The 23,055-nt window shown below is 73.1% G+C and carries 19 protein-coding genes, 3 pseudogenes and 1 riboswitch; of the genes and pseudogenes, 5 read left to right on the forward strand and 17 right to left on the reverse strand.

Going from position 1 to position 23,055, the window contains the following annotated elements; all coding sequences use genetic code 11:
- Positions 1-34: 34 nt before the first annotated feature.
- The 8 genes from TU30_RS15950 to TU30_RS15985 form a co-directional block, all read right to left on the reverse strand.
- On the reverse strand, positions 35-445 hold the full coding sequence (locus TU30_RS15950) for a transglycosylase SLT domain-containing protein (RefSeq protein WP_042170228.1): 411 nt from the start codon (positions 443-445) through the stop codon (positions 35-37).
- A 358-nt stretch (positions 446-803) separates the two neighbouring features.
- Positions 804-1,706: an ECF transporter S component gene (locus TU30_RS15955; protein WP_234307877.1), complete on the reverse strand. Its 903-nt coding sequence runs from the start codon at positions 1,704-1,706 to the stop codon at positions 804-806.
- Complete coding sequence (locus tag TU30_RS15960; RefSeq protein WP_042170230.1) at positions 1,703-3,481, reverse strand: ABC transporter ATP-binding protein; 1,779 nt, start codon at positions 3,479-3,481, stop codon at positions 1,703-1,705. The genes TU30_RS15955 and TU30_RS15960 overlap by 4 nt, the downstream gene beginning before the upstream one ends.
- Positions 3,478-4,548 (reverse strand): CbiQ family ECF transporter T component, encoded by a 1,071-nt coding sequence (locus tag TU30_RS15965; RefSeq protein ID WP_234307879.1) that lies wholly within the window; start codon positions 4,546-4,548, stop codon positions 3,478-3,480. Before TU30_RS15965 ends, TU30_RS15960 begins: the two co-directional genes overlap by 4 nt.
- 64 nt (positions 4,549-4,612) lie before the next feature.
- Positions 4,613-5,317: an SCO2322 family protein gene (locus TU30_RS15970; protein ID WP_042170234.1), complete on the reverse strand. Its 705-nt coding sequence runs from the start codon at positions 5,315-5,317 to the stop codon at positions 4,613-4,615.
- On the reverse strand, positions 5,314-6,585 hold the full coding sequence (locus tag TU30_RS15975; protein WP_042170235.1) for a prenyltransferase/squalene oxidase repeat-containing protein: 1,272 nt from the start codon (positions 6,583-6,585) through the stop codon (positions 5,314-5,316). The genes TU30_RS15970 and TU30_RS15975 overlap by 4 nt, the downstream gene beginning before the upstream one ends.
- 129 nt (positions 6,586-6,714) lie before the next feature.
- Positions 6,715-6,824: riboswitch (cobalamin riboswitch) on the reverse strand.
- 118 nt (positions 6,825-6,942) lie between these two features.
- Positions 6,943-8,319 (reverse strand): endo-1,4-beta-xylanase, encoded by a 1,377-nt coding sequence (locus TU30_RS15980; RefSeq protein ID WP_042170380.1) that lies wholly within the window; start codon positions 8,317-8,319, stop codon positions 6,943-6,945.
- Positions 8,320-8,606: 287 nt separating this feature from the next.
- Positions 8,607-9,224: a TetR family transcriptional regulator gene (locus TU30_RS15985; RefSeq protein ID WP_042170383.1), complete on the reverse strand. Its 618-nt coding sequence runs from the start codon at positions 9,222-9,224 to the stop codon at positions 8,607-8,609.
- A gap of 306 nt (positions 9,225-9,530) precedes the next feature.
- Here TU30_RS15985 and TU30_RS15990 point away from each other — a divergent pair, with 306 nt between their 5' ends.
- From TU30_RS15990 to TU30_RS16000, 3 genes are read left to right on the forward strand one after another with little or no spacing between them, the layout of a single operon-like run.
- Complete coding sequence (locus tag TU30_RS15990; protein ID WP_042170237.1) at positions 9,531-10,964, forward strand: glycosyltransferase family 4 protein; 1,434 nt, start codon at positions 9,531-9,533, stop codon at positions 10,962-10,964.
- A complete protein-coding gene (locus TU30_RS15995) occupies positions 10,958-11,746 on the forward strand; it encodes a class I SAM-dependent methyltransferase (RefSeq protein WP_042170240.1) in 789 nt (262 codons plus the stop codon). Before TU30_RS15990 ends, TU30_RS15995 begins: the two co-directional genes overlap by 7 nt.
- Complete coding sequence (locus tag TU30_RS16000) at positions 11,743-12,819, forward strand: prenyltransferase (RefSeq protein WP_042170243.1); 1,077 nt, start codon at positions 11,743-11,745, stop codon at positions 12,817-12,819. Before TU30_RS15995 ends, TU30_RS16000 begins: the two co-directional genes overlap by 4 nt.
- Before the next feature lie 103 nt (positions 12,820-12,922).
- Here TU30_RS16000 and TU30_RS38305 read toward each other — a convergent pair.
- Both TU30_RS38305 and TU30_RS16010 read right to left on the reverse strand, forming a co-directional pair.
- A pseudogene (locus TU30_RS38305) lies at positions 12,923-13,567 on the reverse strand (hypothetical protein); the annotation flags it as partial.
- Positions 13,568-14,019: 452 nt separating this feature from the next.
- A complete protein-coding gene (locus TU30_RS16010) occupies positions 14,020-14,877 on the reverse strand; it encodes a helix-turn-helix transcriptional regulator (RefSeq protein WP_042170245.1) in 858 nt (285 codons plus the stop codon).
- Positions 14,878-15,014: 137 nt separating this feature from the next.
- Between TU30_RS16010 and TU30_RS16015 the strand changes: the two genes are divergently transcribed.
- On the forward strand, positions 15,015-15,716 hold the full coding sequence (locus TU30_RS16015) for an SDR family oxidoreductase (protein WP_042170248.1): 702 nt from the start codon (positions 15,015-15,017) through the stop codon (positions 15,714-15,716).
- Here TU30_RS16015 and TU30_RS37260 read toward each other — a convergent pair.
- From TU30_RS37260 to TU30_RS34125, 6 genes and pseudogenes are all read right to left on the reverse strand, one after another.
- Positions 15,715-15,837, reverse strand: a pseudogene (locus tag TU30_RS37260) (IS5/IS1182 family transposase); the annotation flags it as partial. The gene TU30_RS16015 and the pseudogene TU30_RS37260 sit on opposite strands and share 2 nt — an antisense overlap.
- A gap of 331 nt (positions 15,838-16,168) precedes the next feature.
- The gene (locus TU30_RS16020; protein WP_042170251.1) at positions 16,169-16,462 is read right to left on the reverse strand and encodes a hypothetical protein; all 294 of its coding nucleotides are present in this window, start codon (positions 16,460-16,462) and stop codon (positions 16,169-16,171) included.
- A 132-nt stretch (positions 16,463-16,594) separates the two neighbouring features.
- Complete coding sequence (locus tag TU30_RS16025) at positions 16,595-17,419, reverse strand: DUF5336 domain-containing protein (protein ID WP_042170254.1); 825 nt, start codon at positions 17,417-17,419, stop codon at positions 16,595-16,597.
- Positions 17,420-17,576: 157 nt separating this feature from the next.
- Positions 17,577-18,572, reverse strand: a complete 996-nt coding sequence (locus TU30_RS16030) for an N-acetylmuramoyl-L-alanine amidase (protein WP_042170256.1) — start codon at positions 18,570-18,572, stop codon at positions 17,577-17,579.
- 89 nt (positions 18,573-18,661) lie between these two features.
- Positions 18,662-19,324, reverse strand: a complete 663-nt coding sequence (locus TU30_RS16035; RefSeq protein WP_042170388.1) for a class I SAM-dependent methyltransferase — start codon at positions 19,322-19,324, stop codon at positions 18,662-18,664.
- 141 nt (positions 19,325-19,465) lie between these two features.
- Positions 19,466-20,924: pseudogene (locus TU30_RS34125) on the reverse strand (MFS transporter); the annotation flags it as partial.
- Positions 20,925-21,115: 191 nt separating this feature from the next.
- On the opposite strand from TU30_RS34125, the gene TU30_RS16055 reads away from it, so the two are divergent.
- Positions 21,116-22,543, forward strand: coding sequence for an MFS transporter (locus TU30_RS16055; protein ID WP_042170267.1), 1,428 nt, complete (start codon positions 21,116-21,118; stop codon positions 22,541-22,543).
- 329 nt (positions 22,544-22,872) lie between these two features.
- Here TU30_RS16055 and TU30_RS36500 read toward each other — a convergent pair whose 3' ends face one another.
- A complete protein-coding gene (locus TU30_RS36500) occupies positions 22,873-23,040 on the reverse strand; it encodes a hypothetical protein (protein WP_176726283.1) in 168 nt (55 codons plus the stop codon).
- Between the last annotated feature and the right edge of the window lie 15 nt (positions 23,041-23,055).

Raw genomic sequence — 23,055 nt, forward strand, 5'->3', positions numbered from 1 at the left:
CCGCTTTCGGTCTGCGGGGTGGTGCCGGGGCCGGTCAGTACCAGTTGTTGGCCTGCCAGAAGTCCCAGGCGGCGCACGGGCTGCCGTAGCGCTCGTTCATGTAGCTGAGGCCCCACGAGATCTGGGTGGCGGGGTTGGTCTTCCAGTCCGAGCCGGCCGACGCCATCTTCGACGCGGGCAGGGCCTGGACCAGGCCGTAGGCGCCGCTGGAGGCGTTGGTGGCGGTCGGGTTCCAGCCGCTCTCGTGCTGGACGATGTTCGAGAAGCACTGGTACTGCGCGGAGTCGCCGATCATCGACTGCGCGGTCGCCTGGGCCGAGCCCGTGGTGGCTGCCTGCGCGGGTGCGGCGGCGATCAGCGTGCCACAGGCGGCGGCGGCGAGGGCGGCGCCGGCGACGGCCTTCTTCGGGGTGGCGACGGTGCGGAGGATGGAAACGGCGGACACGTGGAGCCTTTCTTCGGATACAGGGCGGTCGTCGTGGGCCCGGTGCCCTAACACCCGGGGTGCGTGGGGCGGGGCACACGGCGGCGCCGCGGCCCGTGGGGGCACGTCGGCGCCTGGCGACTGCTCCACAGAAACAGCTTCCGGCGTTTGTCCGCAAAGGTCCCTTTTGCTAGTCCTGATCGTATTCAAGGGGAACGCGGATTCGGGGCCGGTGGCCGTCTGCGCAGGTCGGGGGTGGCGGACGAGGGGGCGGGGGAGGACGTGAGGACTACGACCCCGCCTCGTATGTGACGCGGGTCATGTGGGGTGCCTCACGACGGGCCGTCAGCTGCGTCACTGTCGGCGTGCGCGGGGACACTCAGGGGTGACCGGTGAAAGTGACCGGCGTCTCGAAAGCCGCCCTGCGGGTGGCGCGGCGCAGGGCGCGCAGGACCGGGGCGCCCAGGGTCAGGGCCAGCACGACGGTGAGCAGGGCCCGGCCCAGGTCCCAGCCCAGCGACGTGGCCAGGCAGTACGTCAGGAAACGGGCCAGGTTGGCGGGGACCGACGCGTCCGGGTCGAAGGAGATGTTCGAGGCGAGGGCCGCCATGAAGGGCCAGCCCGCCATGTTCATCACCGTGCCGTAGGCGAGGGCCGCCAGGAAGCCGTAGGCGGCGAGCAGGCACAGCTCGGCCCGGCCCCGCAGCCCGTCCTGGCCCGGGAGCAGGCCCGCGCCCATCGTGAACCAGCCCATCGCCAGCATCTGGAACGGAAGCCACGGGCCCACCCCGCCCGTGAGCAGCGCGGACGCGAACATCGTCACCGAGCCGAGTACGAGGCCGAAGCCCGGCCCGAGGACCCGGCCGCTGAGGACCATCAGGAAGAACATGGGCTCCAGGCCCGCGGTCCCCGCGCCGATGGGGCGCAACGCCGCGCCCGTCGCCGCCAGGACGCCCAGCATCGCCACCGCCTTCGGGCCCAGGCCCGACTCCGAGATCGTCGCCGCCACCACCCCGACCAGCAGCACGAGCAGCCCCGCGAACAGCCACGGCGCGTCCTGCGCGTGGGCGTTGAGCGTGGAGGCGGGCGGGGCCAGGAAGGGCCAGCCGAACGCCGCCACGCCCACCGCGCTCACCAGGGCCAGCGCCACCAGCGAACGCGGGCCCAGGCGGACGGCCCGCGCCTGGCGCTGGGTGCCGGTGGCGGTGCCGACGGGGGTCCCGGTGCCGGTGCCCGTGGCGGGGGTGGCCGTGCCCGTGGCCGGGGCGGGTGCGGGTGTCATGACAGGGCCTCCCGGACCTGGGAGACCGTGAGCCAGTGCTGCGGGGCCAGGATCTTCGCCACCTGCGGGGCGAAGGACGGTGACGCGACGACCACCTCGGCCGCCGGACCGTCGGCGATGACCTCGCCCTCGGCGAGGAGAACGACCCGGTGGGCGAGTTCCGCCGCCAGTTCCACGTCGTGCGTGGCCAGGACGATCGCGTGTCCCTCGGCGGCCAGCCCGCGCAGGACGGTCACCAGGCGGGCCTTCGCCGCGTAGTCCAGGCCGCGGGTCGGCTCGTCGAGGAGGAGCAGCGGCGGACGGGCGGTGACGACGACCGCCAGCGCGAGGGTCAGGCGCTGGCCCTCGGACAGGTCGCGCGGGTGGCTGTCGTCCGCGACGCCGGGAAGCAGCTGCGACAGCAGGGCGCGGCAGGTGCCCGGCTCCGCCTCCGCGTCCCGGTCGGCGGCGGCGCACTCCGCGGCGACCGTGTCCGCGTACAGCAGGTCCCGCGGCTCCTGCGGGACGAGCCCCACCCGGCGCACCAGGTCGCGGGGGCGGGTGCGGTGCGGCACGGCGTCACCGGTGCGGACCGAACCGGCGGACGGTTCCACGAGCCCGACCAGCGCGCCGAGCAGCGTGGACTTGCCGGCCCCGTTGCGCCCCATGAGCGCGATCGTCTCGCCGGGGGCGACCGTCAGGTCGACGTGGCGCAGCGCCCGGACACTGCCGCGAAGGACGGCCAGGGCACGGACCTCGGCCACGTGGGCGGGGGCGGGAGAGGAGGGGGCGGGGGAGCCCGTGGCTGCGGTCCCCGACCGCTTGCGGGTCAACAGGGAGAGAGGGCTCTTGCGGGTGGCGGAGGGGGCGGTGGTGGAGGCGGAGGCGGTGGGGAGGAGGGCTGCCGCGGATTTCCGCGCGGGAGCTGCTGTCGCTGCCGTCGCGGGTACGGCCCTCGCCCCCTTCGCCTCCTCCTCCGCCTCCGTGAGGCGCTCGCGCAGGGGGGCCGCGCGGCGTCGGGCGTCGCGTACGGTCAGCGGGAGCGGGGACCAGCCGGCGAGCCGGCCCAGGGCCACCACCGGCGGGAACACCGGCGACACCGCCATCACCTCCGCCGGGGTGCCGAGCAGCGGGGGCTCGCCCGGTCCCGGCAGCAGCACGACCCGGTCGGCGTACTGGACGACGCGTTCCAGGCGGTGCTCGGCCATGAGGACGGTGGTGCCGAGATCGTGGACCAGACGCTGGAGCACCGCGAGGACCTCCTCGGCCGCCGCCGGGTCCAGCGCGGACGTCGGCTCGTCGAGGACCAGCACCCGGGGGTGCGGGGTGAGGACCGAGCCGATGGCGACGCGCTGCTGCTGGCCGCCGGAGAGCGTGGAGACGGGGCGGTCGCGCAGGTCGGCCAGGCCCAGCAGGTCCAGCGTCTCCTCGACGCGCCGGCGCATCACATCCGGGGGCAGACCCAACGACTCCATGCCGTAGGCGAGTTCGTCCTCGACCAGGTCCGTCACGAAGTGCGACAGCGGGTCCTGGCCCACCGTCCCCACCACGTCGGCCAGTTCGCGCGGCTTGTGCGTACGGGTGTCGCGGCCGGCCACCGTGACCCTGCCGCGCAGGGTGCCGCCCGTGAAGTGCGGGACGAGGCCGCCGACCGCGCCCAGCACCGTGGACTTGCCGACCCCGGACGGCCCGGCGAGCAGCACGAGTTCGCCCTCCGGGACCTTGAAGTCGACACCCCGTACGGAGGGTTCGGGGGAACCGTCGTACGTCACGGAGACGTTCTCGAAGCGGATCACGACGGCTCCTTGCCGGTGGTGTCCTCGGGGGCGGGGGCGACGAAGGCGGGGAGCAGACCGATGAGCACGGCCGCCGCCGGCCACAGGGGCAGCGCGGGTGCGGCCAGCGGCACCACGCCGGGGTGCAGGGCCGCCGGGTCGCGTACGGCGGCGAGGGCCAGCAGCGCCGCGACCGCCGTGCCGCAGCCGGCGACCAGCCACGCGCGGGTGTCCCAGCGGTCCGGACGGTACCGGGTGCGCACGGAACGCCGGCCGCCCAGCCACAGCCCCGCGAGCGCGGCGGCCAGACCCGCGAGCAGCACGGGGACGCCGTACGCGGCGCCTTCGGCGGTGAGCAGCCCGTACGTACCCGCGCAGACGCCGAGCAGCCCGCCGAGGGTGAGGACGGCGGTGGTGCGCCGGACCCCGGCCGGGACCTGTGCCGTACGGCCGTAGCCGCGGGCGTCCATCGCGGCGGCGAGCGCGACCGAACGCTCCAAGGCACCCTCCAGCACCGGGAGTCCGACCTGGAGCAGCCCGCGGATCCCGCGGTCGGGACGCCCCCGCAGCCGGCGGGCGGCGCGCAGCCGCTGGACGTCCGTGATCAGACTCGGCGCGAAGGTCAGCGCCACGACCACGGCCACGCCCATCTCGTACAGCGCGCCGGGCAGGCACTTCAGCAGGCGGGACGGGTTCGCGAGGGCGTTCGCGGCGCCGACGCAGAGGAGCAGCGTGGCCAGCTTCAGGCCGTCGTACACGGCGAACGCGAGCGCCTCGGCCGTGACCCGGCCGCCCAGGCGGATGCCCTGGGCCCAGTCGGGAAGCGGGACTTCGGGCAGATCGACGAGGACGTGCGTACCCGGGACGGGAGACCCGAGGGCGATCGCGAAGAGCAGCCGGATGACGATCACGGCCAGTGCCAGCCTGACGAACGCGCCGTACGAACGGGCCCAGGGGGCGTTCGGCCGGCGGACGGCCACGACGTACGCGGAGACCACGACCAGCAGGGCGAGCAGCAGCGGGTTGGTGGTGCGGGTCGCGGCGACCCCGAGGGCCAGCGCCCACAGCCACCACGCGCCGGGGTGCAGGGGGGTGCCCTGCCGGCGACGGGGGGCGGGGGCGGTGCGTTCCCGTGGCCGGCTGCCGCCGGGCTCAGCCACGACGGCGTACCTGCAGGAAGGCCGCCGCTCCGAGCAGTGCCACCACGGCGATGCCGGCGACGAGACCGAGGGACGGACCACCGCCGTCCGCGGAGGCGGAGGAATCCGGGGAGTCCGGGGAACCGGTCTCCCCGGTCTCCCCGGTCCCGTTCCCGGTCCCGTTCCCGGCCTCCTTGCCGGTCGCCGGCCCGTCCGCCCCCGACACCTGCTCCCCGCACCCCCGCTGCGGGTATCCGGCGATGGCGCACAGCAGGGCGCCGGCGTCGTAGCGCAGGGGCTCGGCGACGGAGGCCAGGGCCTCGGCCGTACTGGCGTCCGGAGCGACGCGGGCGCAGGCGGTGCGGTTCGCGGGCGGGGTCTCGCCGGACGGGGCGTCACCGGCCGTACCGAAGTCGATGACGAGGGCCACCCGCTTGCTGCCCTCCTTCGCCGGGGTCTGCGCGCAGATGCCGGCGAAGTCGGCGGCGCCCCGGGGCTGCGCCGAGTCGCCGGACTCCTCGCTGACGGCGAAGCGGAAGCCCTGGACGTCGCCGTCGGCGGGGCGGGCGACGGACGGGCCCTGGGTGGCGTACGTCCAGGTGCCGCCGTCGAGGTCCCAGAACGACCAGTACCGGTAGCCGGCGGCCTGAGCCCGGCCCGCGCCCGCCGCCAGGAGCAGGAGCGCGGCCAGGAACAGGACGGCGGCCCGGCGGATCACGGCTGCTGCCTCTTCTTCCGGCCGTTCACCAGGAGGGCCACGACGGCACCGGCGACCAGGAGGGCCCCGAGGACCCACCAGAGGCCGGCCCCGAAGCCCGAGCCGTCCTTGTCCTGCTCGTCCTTCGCGTCCTTCTCACCCTGCGCGCCGGAGGTGTCGGCCGCCTGCGCGGCGGGCCCGGTGGCGGTCAGCTGCTTCACCAGGTCCGTGCCGCCGAAGGCGCGCGGGTCGGTGCCGGTGGCGTGGGCGGCGAAGATCAGCTGGGCGTAGGCGGCGGGACCGCTCCCGGCGGCCCAGTCGGCGGCGTTCTTCTCCAGCCAGGCCGCGGACTTCGCGGCCGGCCCGGTGGCGCCCTGCGCCGCGAGCGCGACCACCGCGTCGGCGGTGTTGCCGTGGTCCGGCTGGTCCTCGGCGCCGGGGAGCGCGGAGACGAGGTGGCCGTCCGCGGCGAGCGCGTCCGTGAGGTAGGCGGCACCGTTGGCGGCGGCCTGCTCGGGCGTCCGGGCCTTCTCGCACGCGGTGTCGTCCGCCTCGTCCGACGCCTTGTCCGCGCCGGGCTCGACCACGAGGCCCACGCCGAGGGAGCCGGCCACGCCCGCCGCGGTGGCGTCGGCGTTGGCGAACAGCTCGCCCTTCTTGTCCGGCTGGAAGGCGAAGGCGCCCGCGCCGTCGTCCTTGCCCGCGCCCTTGGTGTCGCAGGGTATGGCCAGCGTCAGCAGGGCGTCGTAGGGGGACTTGCCGTTCTTGACCACCTCGGCCGGTTTCTCGTCCGCCGCGGCGAGCGCGCCGACGACGACGGATGTGGAGTTGGCGTCGCCGGCCCCGCCCGCCGTGTAGCCCCAGCCGCCGTCCTCGTTCTGCACGGACTTCAGCCAGTCGACGGCCTTGCCGGTGACGGCGTCGTGCCCGCCGATCGCGGCGAGGGCCTGCACGGCGGCGGCGGTCTGGTTGGTGTCGACCATGGTCCCGGCGTCGCACGCCGTGCCGGGGTCGGCGCGGAACGGGGCGAAGGAGCCGTCGGCGCACTGCTGCCCGACCAGCCAGTCCACGGCCGCCTTCGGCGGCTCGACGCCCACCGTGTCCTGGGCGAGCAGGGCCAGCGACTGGCGCCACACGCCGTCGTACTGCGGGTCGCCCTGTCCGTACAGGGCGGAGGGCAGGGCCTGCCGGGACGGCGAGGGGGACGGGGACGAGTCGGCGGAGGCCGGTGCGGCGGCGCCGATCACGGCGACGGCGGCCAGGGCCGCTGCGCTGCTGCGGACGTTCATGATCGGCGGGTGCCTCTCCCTGTGGGGGGAGCCGGGCAGCACGGGAACCCCGGCGGCTCGGCTCCGTATACCTCAACGGTGCCGCGCACCGGCGGACCGCCGGACGCGTGAGCCGGTCACGTCCGCCCGGGGCATTCCGGCTCGCCGCCTCTGCGGGCGGCTTACGGTAGGGGTCTCCCCGGGTCGAGCGAAGTCGAGACGTGGGGAAGGGCCAGCGCCGGAATTGCACCGGCTTCCCCCGTACGGGTGTGATGACGACGTCGCCACTGTACCCGCCCGTAGGAAAGCGGCCGGGGGTGGCCCGAAAGGGGTGGCCGAGGTCACCGGCGGTGTACGCGGCGGTGCGGGGAGGGGGTGTCAGGACGTGGTGCGGGCACCGACGTTCGGTGGTGTCGTGTTGCCGTTCGTCATGACGGTGAACCCGAAGCTGGTCGACGCCCCGGCCGCCAGCGAGCCGTTGCCGTTGGGCCGCATCGTCATCACGTTGCCGCTCCCGTCCCAGCCGGGTGAGCCGTTCCAGGTGGCCGAGACCTTCTGCGGGGACGCCACCGTGACGTTCACCGACCAGTTGCTGATCGCCGAACTGCCCGCGGTGATGGTCCCCCTGCCGTTGAAGCGGTCACCCCACACCTCCGTCCTGCTGTAGACGGCGGTGCAGCCCGCGCCCGGGTTGCCGGGGTCACCGCCCCCGTCGTCGGAGCCGCCGAGGGCGCTCAGCACCGCGTGGTGGGCGGGCTTCTTGTTGTAGTTGTCGTCGAACAGCAGGGGTGTCCCGCTCGACCGCCACGAGTACTTGTCCGGGATGCCCCACACCGTGATGCCGGTGCACCGCGCCACCGCGAGGCAGGCCGTGACGACGTTGCCGTAGCTGGTGGCCTGGGACGGGCCCGAGCCCTCGATGTCCAGCTCGGTGATCTGCACGTCGACGCCCAGGCCGGCGAAGCGCTGGAGGTTGGCCCGGTAGTCGGACGGGACCGGGGAGGCGTTGTTGAAGTGCGACTGGAAGCCCACGCAGTCGATGGGCACGCCACGGGACGTGAAGTCGCGGACCATGGTGCAGACCGCGTTGCTCTTTGCGTTGATGCCGTCGGTGTTGTAGTCGTTGTAGCAGAGCTTGGCGTTCGGGTCGGCCGCGCGGGCCGTGCGGAAGGCCTCCTCGATGAAGCCGTTGCCGAGCCCGTCCTGGAAGGGCGAGCTGCGCCGGGCGCCGCTGTTTCCGTCCTGGAAGGCCTCGTTGACCACGTCCCAGGAGCGGATCTCGCCCCGGTAGCGCCCCATGACCTGGTTGATGTGGTTGTTCATCGCCGAGCGCAGGTCGGAGGTGCCGAGGCCGGAGACCCAGCCGGGCAGTGGGGAGTGCCACACCAGGGTGTGCCCGCGGATCGCCATGCCCCGGCTCTGGGCGTGGTTCACGATGCGGTCGGCGTTGCCGAAGCTGAACGAGCCGCGGCTGGGCTCGAGCGCGTCCCACTTCATCTCGTTCTCGGCCGTCACCGGGTCGAACTCGGTGTTCAGCGTGTTGACGTACTGCGCCTCACCCAGGTGGTTCGCGGCGACCCCGGCACCGAAGCAGCGGCCCTTCTCGGCCGCCGTCGCGCCCAGGGTGTCGGCGGCGTGCGCGGTGCTCTGGGGGAGCGCCACGAGCGCGGTCACGGTGAGCAGCGCGGTCGTGGCGACGGCCAGAGGGCCCCTGGCCGCCCCGGCTCTCGTCTTCCGGACTCCAAATTTGATCATGCGCATGTCATTCCTTTTCCGGTGGGGGGCCGTAGTGGTGCGGATGTACGGATATATGGGTGTGCGGATGCGCCTCTGCTGCCGTGCTGGCTCCGCGCGCACAGGGGCCGAAGTCCGCATCGGGTGGTCGAATGTTCGGAATGAATTCCGAATGGCAGTGCAGGCGATAGGGGTGAGCGGAGGGCCGGTCAACCGTCTGTGTGCAACTGGAGTGCGTATGACCGAAGGCTGACAGGTGCTGGATGGAAGTTGAGTACGTCGACCCGGTGTCGAAAGTTTCGACTCCTTCAGTCGGAATCCTTCGCTGCCGTCAGGTCGATCAGGCGGCACACCGTCTCTATGTCGATCCCGACCTGGGCGATGGAGGCCCGCCCGGACAACCAGGTGATGAGCGCCGAGTGCCAGGTGTGCTCGATGACGCGGACCGTCGAGAGCTGTTCCGGCGTGGGGTCCGCCAGACCCATGGCGTCCAGGATGATCATCGTCGTCTGGCGGGAGACCTGGTCGACCTCCGGGCTCACGCTCCGGTCCGCGAACGTCAGGGCGCGCACCATCGCGTCGGCCAGCTGCGGCTCGCGCTGGAGCGCGCGAAAGGCCCGCATCAGGGTCTCGGTCACCCGTTCGGCCGCCGTCTCGCCCGTCGGCGGCCTCTTCCGCAGGGTGCCGTGCATGTGCTCCAGCTGGTCCTGCATCGTGGCCACCAGCAGGTGGATCTTGGACGGGAAGTACCGGTACAGCGTGCCCAGTGCCACCTGCGAGGACTCCGCGACCTCGCGCATCTGTACCGCGTCGAAACCGCCCCGGCCGGCCAGCTGGGCGCTCGCGCGCAGGATGCGGCGCCTGCGCGCCTCCTGCTGCTCGGTCAGGGGGGAGGCAGGGGGGGTTCGGGTGGTGCCGGCTTCCATCTTCGCCGCCTTGTTCGCCTTGTTCGCCTTGTGGGTCCTGGCCGGTTCATCCGGCTCCGCCGCCCCGGCCGCCTTGCCCCTGAGGGCTTCCGCGGGCATGGGCCCCGTTCCGTGACCGTCGGTGAGGGTTGGTGATCGGACAGCATGGCACGCATCCCGCCGTGGCGTGAATCACCTGATCCACTGCTCGCCGCGTCCTTACCTGCCGGTAGATTCGAAGCCTCCGAACGATCAACTCTATAACTTGTTCTAGGTTGGCGTCCCGGCGTACAGTCGCGGGACCGTGCAGGGAGAAGGGGGCCCAGGGTGACCGCTGAGGCCAGTCAGGCCGGGCTCTCGCAGGGCTCGGCCTCCGATGGCTTGCGACCGCTCCGCATCGCGCTCCTCACCTACAAGGGGAACCCGTTCTGCGGCGGGCAGGGCGTCTACGTCCGTCACCTCTCCCGTGAGCTCGCCCGCCTCGGCCACCGGGTCGAGGTCATCGGCGCCCAGCCCTACCCCGTCCTCGACGAGGGCTACGACGGGCTGGGCCTGACCGAGCTGCCCAGCCTCGACCTCTACCGCCAGCCGGACCCCTTCCGCACCCCCGGCCGCGGCGAGTACCGCGACTGGATCGACGCGCTCGAGGTCTCCACGATGTGGACCGGCGGCTTCCCCGAACCGCTGACCTTCTCGCTGCGCGCCCGCCGCCATCTGCGGGCCCGGCGCGGCGACTTCGACGTCGTCCACGACAACCAGACGCTCGGCTACGGCCTGCTCGGCGACGTCGGCGCGCCCCTGGTGACCACGATCCACCACCCCATCACCGTCGACCGGCAGCTGGAACTGGACGCGGCGGGAAGCAGGCGGCGGCGCGCGTCGGTGCGCCGCTGGTACGCGTTCACCACCATGCAGAAGCGGGTCGCCCGCCGTCTGCCCTCCGTGCTCACCGTCTCCGGCACCTCCCGTGACGAGATTGTCGACCATCTGGGCGTACGGCGGGACCGCATCCACGTCGTCCACATCGGCGCCGACACCGACCTGTTCTCGCCGGACGCGTCGGTGCCCGTCGTGCCGGGCCGGATCGTGACGACGTCCAGCGCGGACGTGCCGCTCAAGGGCCTGGTCTTCCTCGTCGAGGCGCTGGCGGAGGTCCGCGCCGAACAGCCCGGGGCGCACCTGGTCGTCGTCGGCAAGCGTCCCGCCGAGGGGCCCGTCGCGCAGGCCGTGGAGCGGCACGGGCTCGGCGACGCCGTCGAGTTCGTCAAGGGCATCTCGGACGCGGAACTGGTCGGCCTCGTGCGCTCCGCCCAGGTGGCCTGCGTACCGTCGCTGTACGAGGGCTTCTCGCTGCCGGCCGCCGAGGCCATGGCCACCGGCACCCCGCTGCTCGCCACGACCGGCGGCGCGATCCCGGAGGTCGCCGGCCGCGACGGCGAGACCTGCCTGGCCGTCCCGCCCGGCGACGCACAGGCGCTGGCCGCCGGACTGAACCGGCTGCTCGGCGACCCGGAGCTGCGCGCCCGCCTCGGCGCGGCCGGACGGGAACGGGTGCTGCGGCACTTCACCTGGGCCCGCGCGGCCGAAGGCACGGTGGCCCGATACCGCGAGGCGATGGCCCGCTCCGAGGCCGCGGCCCGGGCCCCGGGGGCCGGGCCCGTCGTCGCCGGCCCCGTCACCGGCCCGGCGCCCGGGGCCGCTCGGGCGTCCGTCGCAGAAGAACCCGTCACCTCCGACCGTGAAAGCAGGGCCACGTGCTGACCGTCGACTTCTCCCGGTTCCCGCTCGCCCCGGGCGACCGTGTCCTGGACCTCGGATGCGGTGCCGGCCGGCACGCGTTCGAGTGCTACCGGCGCGGGGCGCGGGTCGTGGCGCTGGACCGGAACGGCGAGGAGATCCGTGAGGTCGCCCAGTGGTTCGCCGCGATGAAGGAGGCCGGGGAGGCGCCCGCCGGGGCCACCGCCACGGCGATGGAGGGCGACGCCCTCGCCCTGCCCTTCCCCGACGAGTCCTTCGACGTCGTGATCATCTCCGAGGTCATGGAGCACATCCCCGACGACAAGGGCGTCCTCGCCGAGATGGTCCGCGTGCTCCGGCCCGGCGGCCGCATCGCGGTCACCGTGCCGCGCTACGGACCCGAGAAGGTGTGCTGGACCCTGTCCGACGCCTACCACGAGGTCGAGGGCGGCCACATCCGCATCTACAGGGCCGACCAGCTGCTGGCCAGGATGCGCGAGGCAGGCCTGCGCCCCTACGGCACCCACCACGCGCACGCGCTGCACGCGCCGTACTGGTGGCTCAAGTGCGCCTTCGGCGTGGACAACGACAAGGCGCTGCCGGTACGGGCGTACCACAAGCTGCTCGTCTGGGACATCATGAAGAAGCCGCTGGCGACCCGTCTCGCGGAGCGGACCCTGAACCCGGTGATGGGCAAGAGCTTCGTGGCGTACGCGACCAAGCCGCACCTGCCGCGCACCGACGCCGAGACCACGACGGCCGCCGATGCCACGACGGCCGCCGACGCCGGAACGGCCACCTCGTGACGACCCCCCGGACAGAACACCTCGTCCTGCCCGGGGTCCTCACCGCCGAGCAGGCCGCCGACACCGTCGCCGGCATCCTCGCCGTGCAGCGTGAGGACGGGGCCATCCCGTGGTTCAGGGGCCACCACCTCGACCCGTGGGACCACGTCGAGGCCGCGATGGCACTGGACGCCGCGGGCGCCCACGAGGCCGCCGAACAGGCCTATCTGTGGCTGGCCAGACACCAGTTGGCGGACGGATCCTGGTACGCGGCGTACGCCGACGGCGACCCGGACGACGTCACCGACCGGGGGCGGGAGACCAACTTCGTCGCCTACGTCGCCGTCGGCGTCTGGCACCACTACCTCTCCACCGGCGACGACCCCTTCCTGGACCGCCTGTGGCCCACCGTGTACGCGGCCGTGGAATGGGTGCTGCGGCTGCAGCGGCCCGGCGGACAGATCGGCTGGCGGCGCGACGACGACGGCACGCCCACCGCGGACGCGCTGCTCACCGGCTGCTCCTCCGTCCACCACGCGCTGCGCTGCGCCCTCGCCATCGCCGAGCAACGGGAAGAGCCGCAGCCGGACTGGGAGTTGGCGGCCGGGGCGCTCCGGCACGCGATCCGGCACCACCCGGAGCGGTTCCTCGACAAGGACCGCTACTCCATGGACTGGTACTACCCCGTGCTGGGCGGAGCCCTCACCGGCGCCGAGGCCAAGGAACGGATCGAGGAGGGCTGGGACCGTTTCGTCGTCCCCGGGCTCGGGGTGCGCTGCGTGGTCCCCAACCCGTGGGTGACCGGCGGCGAGTCGGCCGAACTCGCCCTGGCTCTCTGGGTGATGGGCGAGTCCGACCGTGCGCTGGAGGTGCTCCAGTCCATCCAGCACCTGCGCGATCCGAAGAGCGGTCTGTACTGGACGGGGTACGTCTTCGACGACGAGGCGCTCTGGCCGGTCGAGCTGACGTCCTGGACGGCCGGCTCACTGCTGCTGGCCGTCGCCGCGCTCGGCGGCCATGAGGCCACCTGCGCCGTCTTCGGCGGCGACCGCCTCCCCAGGGGCCTCGCCCCCGACTGCTGCCCCCTGGCCTGAGCGGTACGGCCGCCGGGGACGGGCCGGCCCGATGCTGCGGCCGAGGGCCGGTCCGTCAAGCGTTCGGCTCCGACCCGTAGCCGGTGGTGACGCCGGGTGTCCGTCAGAGCCGGAGGACGCGGTGACGGAGGAGGCCGAGTCTGGCGCGTCCGTGTATCTGTCTCATGATCCTTTTGGTGCGGGTGCTGACGCCTTCGGTGCGGCCGTTGTGGTGGGGCAAGATGAGGCCGGCGCGCACGGCAGGCCGGTCGGTTTCGCGGCCGTTGGTGAAGCTGCGCAGGTGGGGCAGGTCGACGGCGCGGGCGGTGGTGATCCATCCGGTGAGTTCCACGTCGTTGCCCTCGCCCGGCGGCCTCGGCACCAGGATGTTCGCGCGGCCGGGGCTCCAGGGCGGCCCTCTTTCGGCCGGGCGGGACCGCGACGCGTCGGCCGGTCCCGGCGCCGTGGCGATCGTGGCGCGGCGGTGGCGGCGGCGCGGGGCGAAGTCGTCCACGCCGATCACTTGTGGGACCGCGGGTTGTGGTGGCAGCGGGTGGTGCAGCGCGGTGCCGGGGGAAACGGGTACGGCCGGCAGGCCGGAGAGGCGTGCGCCGGTCCGGCCGCACAACTCCCGTGCCGCCGGGGATGTCTGCCGGGCAGGCCGCACCGTGCGGCGTCGACGGTGCTCCAGCAGTCCGGGAATCCGCTCGTGGAGGGTCTGCCGTCGGCGGCCCGGGACCGGACAGACCGACCGCTGAACGTGCAGGTGGGACCGGCGGAGAATAAGTAGCGTGTTCCACAAGGTCATATTGCTGGCCGGATCGCCACAAGGCGCTGTAAGCAGGTCACTTGTTCATCGACGGGTCCGTGGCCGTCGACCGGCACGTCCGTCGTACCGGGCGCGGTACCGCCGCCTCCCGGGTGCGAGACGTGACCACCACCGCGTCACCATCGTCCGCCGCGCCCTCGACGACCAGCACCGACAGCCCGGGAAAGGCCGTATCGGCAAGGGGGCCGGCATCCATCACATGATCGGGACCGCGGACGGCTGCTCGGCGTCACCACCGACTACGGGCCGGAGCCGACCGTTGTGCGGTCCCCGACCGACGGCGTCGACTCCCGTGTCGTTTCGTGATCTGTGCGGTGGATGCGTCAGCGAGCCGTCGCCGGTGGCCGGCGCGCCGGGCTGCGGGCCGTGGGGTCAAGTGCGCCCGCCGGCGGCTATCCAGGGGTGCCGTCTTCGGCCAGGGCCTGGGTGCCGATGACGCCGAGGAGCTTGAGCTGGTTGGCGGCGTCGCTACCGGAGGCGGCGGTATAGGCGACGATGCGCAGATCGCTGCCGGGAGCAGTGAGCAGGTCGCAGTCGAGGACAAGTGTTCCCATAACAGGGTGGTGGACGGTCTTGGTGTGCGTCTCGTGGACGCCCACGATCCCGGTGTCCCACAGGACTGCGAAGCCGGTGCTGATGGCCCGCAGGTCCTTGACCAGAGAGCGCAGGCCGGCATCGGCGGGGTAGCGGGCGGTCGCCGCCCTGAGGTCGGCGACCACGGCCGCCTCGAACCGGGCCTCCTGCTCGGGGGTGTGGCTGACCCGGCCCGGCAGACCGGCGAAATGCCGCCAGGCGATGTTGCGCTCGCGTCCGCGCAGCGCGGACGCGTCCCCGAGCAGGGCGGCCCACAAGGGGTTCCACAGGACCAGGTTCCAGGCCGCGTCATACACGCTCAGCGGTGCGCCGTCCAGCTGATCGAGCACCCTGCGGACTCCTGGTGGGATGTGTGCCGACACCTGCCCGGGGCCCGGTGGCGACTGGCCCGCGAGGAGATACAGGTGTTCGCGCTCGGCCGTCGACAGCCGCAGGGCACGGGCCAGCGCGGACAGGACCTGCTCCGACGGGGAGGTGGCCCGGCCCTGCTCCAGGCGGACGATGTAGTCCACCGACAGACTGGCGAGCTGCGCCAGTTCCTCGCGTCGCAGCCCGGCGGCCCGCCGTACTCCGCCGGTGGGCACCCCCACCGCGGTGGGGGCCGTACGGTCGCGCCAGCCGCGCAGCGCCCTGCCCAGTTCTCTGGATCCGCTCACGGCCCCATTATCCGGCCACCGCGCCTGGACAGCCTGGTACTGGCAGTCCACAGGCAACGGCGGGCACTGTCTGTCCGTCCGCGGGGCGGGGAGGGTGCAGGCGTCACCACCTGAACCGATCACCGGAGTGAACACCCATGACCACCTCACTGATCACCGGAGCGAACAAGGGCCTCGGCTTCGAGACGGCCCGACGCCTGGTCGAGGCCGGGCACACCGTCTACGTCGGGGCGCGCGATGCCCACCGCGGCCGGGAGGCGGCCGCGCGGCTCGGCGCCCGCTTCGTTCAGCTCGACGTCACCGACGAGGATTCCGTCAAGGCTGCCGCCGAATTCGTCCGCGCGGACGCCGGCCGCCTCGACGTCCTGATCAACAACGCCGGGATCGCGGGCGCGCGCAAGCTCGGCCGGGTCGGCGAGGTCACCGGGGCCGACATGCTGACCACGTACGACACGAACGTCTTCGGCGTCGTGCGCGTCACGCACGCCTTCCTGCCGCTGTTGGAAGCGGGCGACGCCCCGGTCGTCGTCAACGTCAGCAGCGGTCTGGGCTCTCGGGCGGCGACCACCGACCCCAGCCGGGTGGAGTTCCAGGTGACGGTGCTGGACTACAACTCCTCCAAGACCGCGCTGGTCATGGTCACCTCGCAGTACGCCAAGGCGTACCCCACCATCCGGTTCAACGCCGTCGATCCCGGCTACACCGCCACCGACCTCAACGGCCACCAGGGCACCCAGACCGCCGAAGAGGGCGCGGAGATCATCGCCCGTATGGCCTTGATCGGCGCCGACGGTCCGACCGGCGGCTTCTTCGACAAGACCGGCCCGGCCGCCTGGTAACCATCCGGTCGCTGATGCGTGGCGGGCGGCAGCCCAGCGGACGGGTCGGGTCGTAGGCCGACCACTCAGGCAACAGCGCGGCGAATCGGTCCCAGAGCGGTGCGGTCCGCCATGACGACAGGAGACGACAGGACAGGCACAGGTCTCCCTGATGATCACAGAGCGTCGCAACTCCGGGATCGACAGGAACTGTGCCTGCTTCGTTGACGGGAGCGCCGCCGCGCCTGTCGGCGCTACCTCTTGGCGCCGGTTTTCGTCCCGGTGTTCCACGTGGCCGCGAGTGCATCGGACGCAACACTGCGGACGGACCGCACACCGGCGGCAGCTCGACCGGCGACGCCACGGGTGCACGCCTCGTCGAACGTGCTGTGGTCTCCGGGGGCGCGCCCGGCCCCCCGGGTCACGCGCCCGTGGGCCGGGCAGGCCGTGGGTGGGGGCCCGGGAGGGGCCGGTCAGCGTCGGTGGAGGCGGTTGGCGACGGCGTGGCCGACGAGGAGGTAGACCACGGCGGCCAGACCGTAACCGGCGACGACACGGGCCCACGCCTCGTCGAACGTGAACAGGTCACGTGACCAGCCGGCCAGCCAGTCGGCCGCGTCATGGACGAACCGGACCAGCTCGTTGGCCCGGTTGGCGTCCAACAAATACATCAGGATCCAGAGCCCGAGAATGCCGGCCATGATGTCCGCGATCACCGCGACGACCGTTCCTGCGGAGTTGGAACCACTGCGATTTCGTGGGGACATGGTGTTCGTCTGACCCCGGAACCGCGATTGAAACCCGCACGACCGCACGGTCGGCCGGACGCCTGCCGTACGACAACGGCCCCCCGCCGGAAGGGCGAGAGGCCGCGTGTGCCGCGGATGCGGAGTTGCGGGTCAGCCGCGCTGGATGCCCGAGGTGTCCTGGAGGACACCGCGACGGCCGTCCTGTGTCTGGGCGACGAGGGCCGGGCCGCGCTGCTCGACGGCCAGGTACCAGGTACCGGGGGCCAGTTCGGCGACCGGCGTCTGCGAACCGTCCTCCGGGAACAGCGGCCGGGGCACCGGCACCGCGAACCAGAACGGCGAGAAGTCACCGGCGGGCGGCGCGGCCGGCTGACCGGGGAACGGCTGGCCGGGCTGACCCGGGCCGGGCCGGCCCGGCTGCGGCTGACCGCCGAAGCCGGCCTGCTGCGCACCCGGGTAGCCGTAACCACCGGGCGGCTGGGCACCGTAGGGCTGCGGGGCGGGGGGACGGGCCGCCGGCACGAGCACGCCCTTGAGGGCCGGAACCAGCGGGGTGGCCACCGCGGCGGCGGCCATGACCAGCGTGGCGATGAGGGCCAGGATGAGGCCGATACCGGAGTCGGGCCCGTCGGAGGACGAACCGGTGGTGACGTTGTTCGCGCCGCCGGCCGGGTCGAAGATGTTGCCGAGCGCGCTCCAGGCGGCGAAGACCGTGAACGCCACCCCGAACTGGCCGAGGTCCAGCCCTGCGACCTTCGGCGGCTGCGGCAGCCCGCGGGACACGACGACCAGTGCCGCGCCGATGATGCCCGCCAGCACGACACCGAGCACGACCGGGCCACTGCTCCACAGGCTCGGGATGATGTCGTCGGGAGCGCCGTCGATCGAGTAGAGGTCGAGGAACGACGCGATGAACAGCAATACCGCTGCTCCGATCACCACGCCGTCGCCTCGAGTGAGGGAGCGGATATTCACTTCAGGTCCTTCTCGGTCGTCTCGTCGTCGGCAGAGGCGTCGCTGTCACCACGTCGCCCTCGGGGCCCGGTGTGAAGCGCGGAGGTGACCCCTCATCGTGCGGACGACACTATCGTCCGCACGATCGGGCTGTCCGCCCGGATCGGAGCGCCGATCCCTACCCGCGCAGGAAACCCATGATTCCCTCGGAGATTCCCTGCGCCGCTTTCTGCCGCCAGGCACCGCTGGTCAGAAGTGCCGCGTCCTTGCTATCGCGCATGTTGCCGCACTCGACGAACACCTTGGGAACCGTTGACAGATTGAGACCGCCCAGGTCCTTACGTGTGACGAGACCGGTGCCGTCGCCCACATAGTTGGACGGGGCGTTACCGGTGACGCGTACGAAGGTGCCCGCGATGCGCTCACCGAGGTCGCGGGACGGTTCGACGATGGCCCGGGTGTCGGCGGCGCCGGAGTTCACGGAGCCGGGCAGGATCACGTGGAAACCGCGGTTCCCGGTGCCCGAACCGTCCGCGTGGAGCGACACGGCGGCATCCGCCCCCGCCTCGTTCCCGATCTGCGCCCGCTCGTCGATGCACGGCCCGAACGGCCGGTCGTCGTCCTGCGTCAGCTTCACCGTGGCGCCCTGCTCCTCGAGGAGGGCGCGCATCCGGTGGGCGACGTCCAGGTTGAACTTCGCCTCGGTGAAACCGTCGTTGGTGGACGTGCCGGTGGTGTCGCACTCCTTGGAGTTCGTCCCGATGTCCACCTGGCGGTTGATCTCGGCGGTGTGCTGGAAGTTGCCCGGATTGTGCCCGGGGTCGATGACCACGACCTTCCCCTTGAGCGGCCCGGTCCCGGCAGGCGCGGACGCGGACGGGGAGGAGGGCGCGGACGGGGAGCCGGGGAAGGGGCTCGGATTCCTGCCGCCCGTGTCACCGGCCCCGCCCGACGGCGAGGCGCCGGAGGCGGAAGGTGTGCCGGAGGACGCCGAGGCGGAGGCCCCGGCGGACGTACTCACGTCGCCTCCGTCGTCGCCCGACCCGCCCACGGCCGCGTAGACGGCCCAGCCGAGCAGTGTGCCCGGTACGAGCGCGGCGAGCGCCACGGTCAGCGGTCCACACCGGAGGCGGCGGGACCGCGGCGGCTCGAAGTCGGGCCCTGTGTACGACACGTAACCACCCTAACGGCCGCCCGCACCGCCATCGTCCCGATCGGGAGGCGTTCACCGCCGACGGTGCCGACGGCCGGGCGGCACCCGCCTCAGATTCCGTCTCCCGTACGGCGCAGGACGCGCAGCGAGCCCGTCGACGGGAGCTCCGTGAAGGCGCCGGAGGCCAGCGCACGGAGGTAGACGCGGTACGGGGCCTGGCCGGTGAACTCGTCGGCCGGGTCGGGGAAGACGTCGTGGATGACGAGGAGACCGCCCTCGGCGACGTGCGGGGCCCAGCCCTCGTAGTCGGCCGTGGCGTGCTCGTCCGTGTGGCCACCGTCGACGAAGACCAGCGCGAGGGGGGAGTTCCACAGGGCCGCGACCACGGGGGAGCGGCCGACCAGGGCGACCACGTGGTCCTCCAGGCCCGCCCGGTGGAGCGTGCGGCGGAAGGCGGGGAGGGTGTCCATCACGCCCAGCTCGGGGTCGACCGTCTCCGGGTCGTGGTACTCCCAGCCCGGCTGCTGCTCCTCGCTGCCCCGGTGATGGTCCACCGTGAGGGCGGCGACCCCGGCCTCGCGGGCGGCACCGGCGAGCAGGACCGTGGAGCGGCCGCAGTAGGTGCCGACCTCCAGCAGGGGGAGACCCAGCCGTCCCGCCCCGGCCGCCGCCGCGTACAGGGCCAGGCCCTCGCCGACAGGCATGAAGCCCTTCGCCGCCTCGAACGCGGCCAGGACCTCGGGCTGGGGTGCCGGGGGGTTCGGCGTCGGCATCGGTTCCGGCGTCCTCTCGGTCGTGTGCGTCTCGTGATGCGTCCCGGGGACGCGTCCGGGGGTGCCCATGCTGCCCTACCGCCTGCCGTGCGGCCCGGCAGGGGCACCGGCGGCCACCGCGGAGTGATCCCGGTCCCGGCCCTGCGCGGACCGGGCGGGCGTCCTCCTCGCTGCTCGCGCGCAGCCGCAGGGTGCTCGACTGGCGCCGGCCGGGGATGAACAGGGCCAGCACCAGGCCCACGGCCACCGCCGCCGTCGCGATCAGGAAGGAGAGGCGGAAGCCGTGCATGCTCGGGATCTCCGTCCCGCCCACCGTGTGGGCCGTACTGGCCAGCACCATCCCGACGACCGCGCTCGACACCGACGTACCGATCGAGCGCATCAGGGTGTTGAGGCCGTTGGCCGCGCCCGTCTCCGAGGCCGGGACCGCACCGACGATCAGCGCGGGCAGGGAGGCGTAGGCGAGCCCGATGCCCGCGCCGATGACGACGGAGATGACGACGGCCCCCCAGACCGCGTGCAGCAGTCCCAGGCCGCCGCCGTAACCGGCCCCGATGACCAGCAGGCCCAGGACGAGGGTGACCTTGGGCCCGTAGCGGGCGGACAGACGGGCGTAGACGGGGGCCGTGAACATCATCGTCACCCCCAGCGGTGCCACGCACAGCCCCGCCACCACCATCGACCGGCCGAGGCCGTACCCGGTGGAGGCGGGGAGCTGGAGCAGCTGGGGCAGCACCAGGGAGATGACGAAGAAGGAGACGCCGATCATGATCGACGCGAGGTTGGTGAGCAGGACCTCGCGGCGGGCGGTGGTGCGCAGGTCCACCAGGGGTGCGGGCACCCGTAGTTCCATCAGGCCCCAGAGCAGGAGCACCACGACCGCCGCCCCGGACAGGCCGAGCGTGGTCCCGGACGTCCAGCCCCAGTCGCCGCCCTTGGTGAGGGGCAGGAGGAAGAGGACGAGACCGGCGGACAGGCCCAGTGCGCCCGGCAGGTCGAAGGTGCCGGGCGCGCGTGCCGGGGATTCCGGTACGAGGGCCAGGGTGAGCGCGACGGCGAGGACGCCGAGGCCGGCCGCCCCGAAGTAGAGGGCGTGCCAGTCGGAGTTCTGGGCCACCAGTGCGGCGGCGGGCAGCGCCAGACCGCCGCCGACACCGATCGAGGAGCTCATCAGCGCCATCGCGGAGCCCAGCCGCTCCGGGGGCAGCATGTCGCACATCAGACCGATGCCGAGTGGGATCGCGCCCATCGCGATGCCCTGGAGCGTACGTCCGGCGATCATCACCAGCAGGTCGCTGGTGAGCGCGCTGACGAGCGCGCCGGCCACCATGACCGAGAGGCTGGCGACCAGCATGCGCCGCTTGCCGTAGAGGTCGCCGAGGCGGCCCATGACGGGGGTGGCGACGGCACCGGACAGCAGCGTCGAGGTCAGGACCCATGTGGCGTCGCCGGGCGTGGTGTCCAGCAGGCGCGGCAGATCCTTGATCACCGGGACGAGCAGGGTCTGCATCACCGCGACGACGATGCCCGCGAAGGCGAGCACCGGGACCACGGCCCTTCCCGCTCCGCCCGCGGGACGGCCGTTCGTCGACTGCGTCATGTGAAGGGGCCTCCAGGCCGGGAACGTGAGGTCGGCACGGGAGAAGGCGTACCGGATGCGTGGATACGGAACCTGTGTGCCGGGGCAACTATTCCGATGCTTTGGCATGCTAACGACTTCTTGACCAACCCTTGGTCCCGCCCGGCGAAATCCCGGTGCAAGGGGCGCCGGGCGGTTGAGACCATGACCCCATGCTCAGAGTCCCGGACGCCGCCACCGCCCGCGCACCCCGCCGCCGTACACCGCCCCCGTGGCTGGCGGTGGCGCTCGCGTGCGTCGGGCAGTTCCTCGTCGTGCTCGACATCTCCGTGGTCAACGTCGCGCTGCCGTCGATGCGGACCGGCCTCGGGCTCGGCGAACAGGGCCTGCAGTGGGTGGTGAACGCGTACTCGATCGCCTTCGCCGGCTTCATGCTGCTCGGCGGACGCGCCGGTGACCTCTACGGGCGCAAGCGGATGTTCCTCGTCGGCCTCGGCCTGTTCACGCTGGCCAGCCTGGCGGGCGGGCTGGCCCAGGACGACTGGCAGCTGCTGCTGGCGCGGGCCGCGCAGGGACTCGGGGCCGCGGTCCTGGCGCCGTCCACCCTCACCCTGGTCACCTCGGCGGTCCCGGAGGGCCCTGCGCGGGCCCGCGCCATCGCGACCTGGACCGCCGTCGGCGCCGGCGGCGGCGCGGCCGGAGGTTTCGTCGGCGGGGTCCTCGTGGACACCCTGTCGTGGCGGTGGGTGCTGCTGATCAACGTGCCGATCGGGGTGCTGGTGCTGGCCGGCGCCGCCTGGTGGCTGGCGGAGGGCCGGGCCGGCGACGGACGGCGGCTCGACCTGCCCGGCGCCCTGCTCGTGACGGCCGGTCTCGCCACCCTGGCCTTCGGCATCTCCCAGACCGAGGCCGAGGGGTGGACGGCGCCGCCCACCCTGGTGCCGCTCGGCGCCGGACTCGCCCTCATCGCCCTGTTCCTCCTCGTCGAGTCACGGGCCAAGGCCCCGCTGATGCCGCTGGGGCTGTTCCGGGTGCGGTCGGTGTCGTCGGCGAACGGGGCGATGTTCCTGAGCGGCGCCGCCATGTTCTGCATGTGGTTCTTCATGACCCTCTACGCCCAGAACGTCCTCGGCTACACCCCGCTCGAGGCCGGCCTCGCCCTGGTGCCCAGCTCGCTCGCCGTGGTCGTCGGCTCCAAGACCGCGCCACGGCTGATGCGTGCCGCCGGGGCACGGACCGTGGCCGTGCTGGGCACGCTCGTCGCCCTGTCCGGCTTCGCCTGGCAGTCGACGATGACGGCCGACGGCGCGTATCCGACGGCGATCCTGTTCCCCGGCATCCTGATGATGCTGGGCGCCGGCCTCGCCGGGACCCCGCTCGCCGCACTCGCGACCTCCGGCACCGCGCCGGAGGAGGCCGGCCTGATCTCCGGCCTGATCAACACCTCGCGCACGATGGGCGGTTCGCTCGGCCTCGCGGTCCTCTCGACGGTCGCGGCGGCCCGTACGGGAGACAGCACCACCCCTCAGGCCCTGACCGAGGGCTACGCCCTCGCCTTCCGCACCGGAACGGCGGTCCTGGCGGTCGGCCTGGTCCTGATGTGGCTGTGGCTGCCGCGGAAGGCCGCGGCGGCCCACTGAACCCGCCGGCGGGGGCGGGGGGACCCGTCGGGCGCTTGCGCGGGGGCGGACAGCCGGGTGCCTCGTGCTGCGGCAGCGGGGTTCCCACGGGACCGGCAGGCCCGCGGGGACGAAGCCGTCCAGGGCGGCGCGCGCCGCTCACCGTGCAGCCGGAGAGCGCGGAGGCCGGTGTACGGGTCTGCCGGGGCAAGGACCGGCGGACGCGGTGTCCGGGCGGTGGGAGCGGGACGCGGGTGAGGCGCGGACGGGTGAGCGGCCCCGCTCGTCGTGTGACGAACGGGGCCGCTCACCCGTCTGTTCGGCGCCCGCGGAAAGTTCCTGACGTGACGTCAGACCCTCGCCTCCGCGGTCTCCTTCTCCTCGGCGGGCCTGCGGTGGCGGCCGCGAGGGGCCGCCATGGCGTCCTGCTGGGACACCGGTCCGCGGTGCTTGCCGTGCCCCGTGGCGGTCTGCCCGCCCTCGGTGGCCTGCGCCTGGTTCGTGCTCGCATCGTTCATCGGAAGGAACTCACC

The organism is Streptomyces sp. NBRC 110035 (assembly GCF_000829695.1).
Taxonomy (GTDB): domain Bacteria; phylum Actinomycetota; class Actinomycetes; order Streptomycetales; family Streptomycetaceae; genus Streptomyces.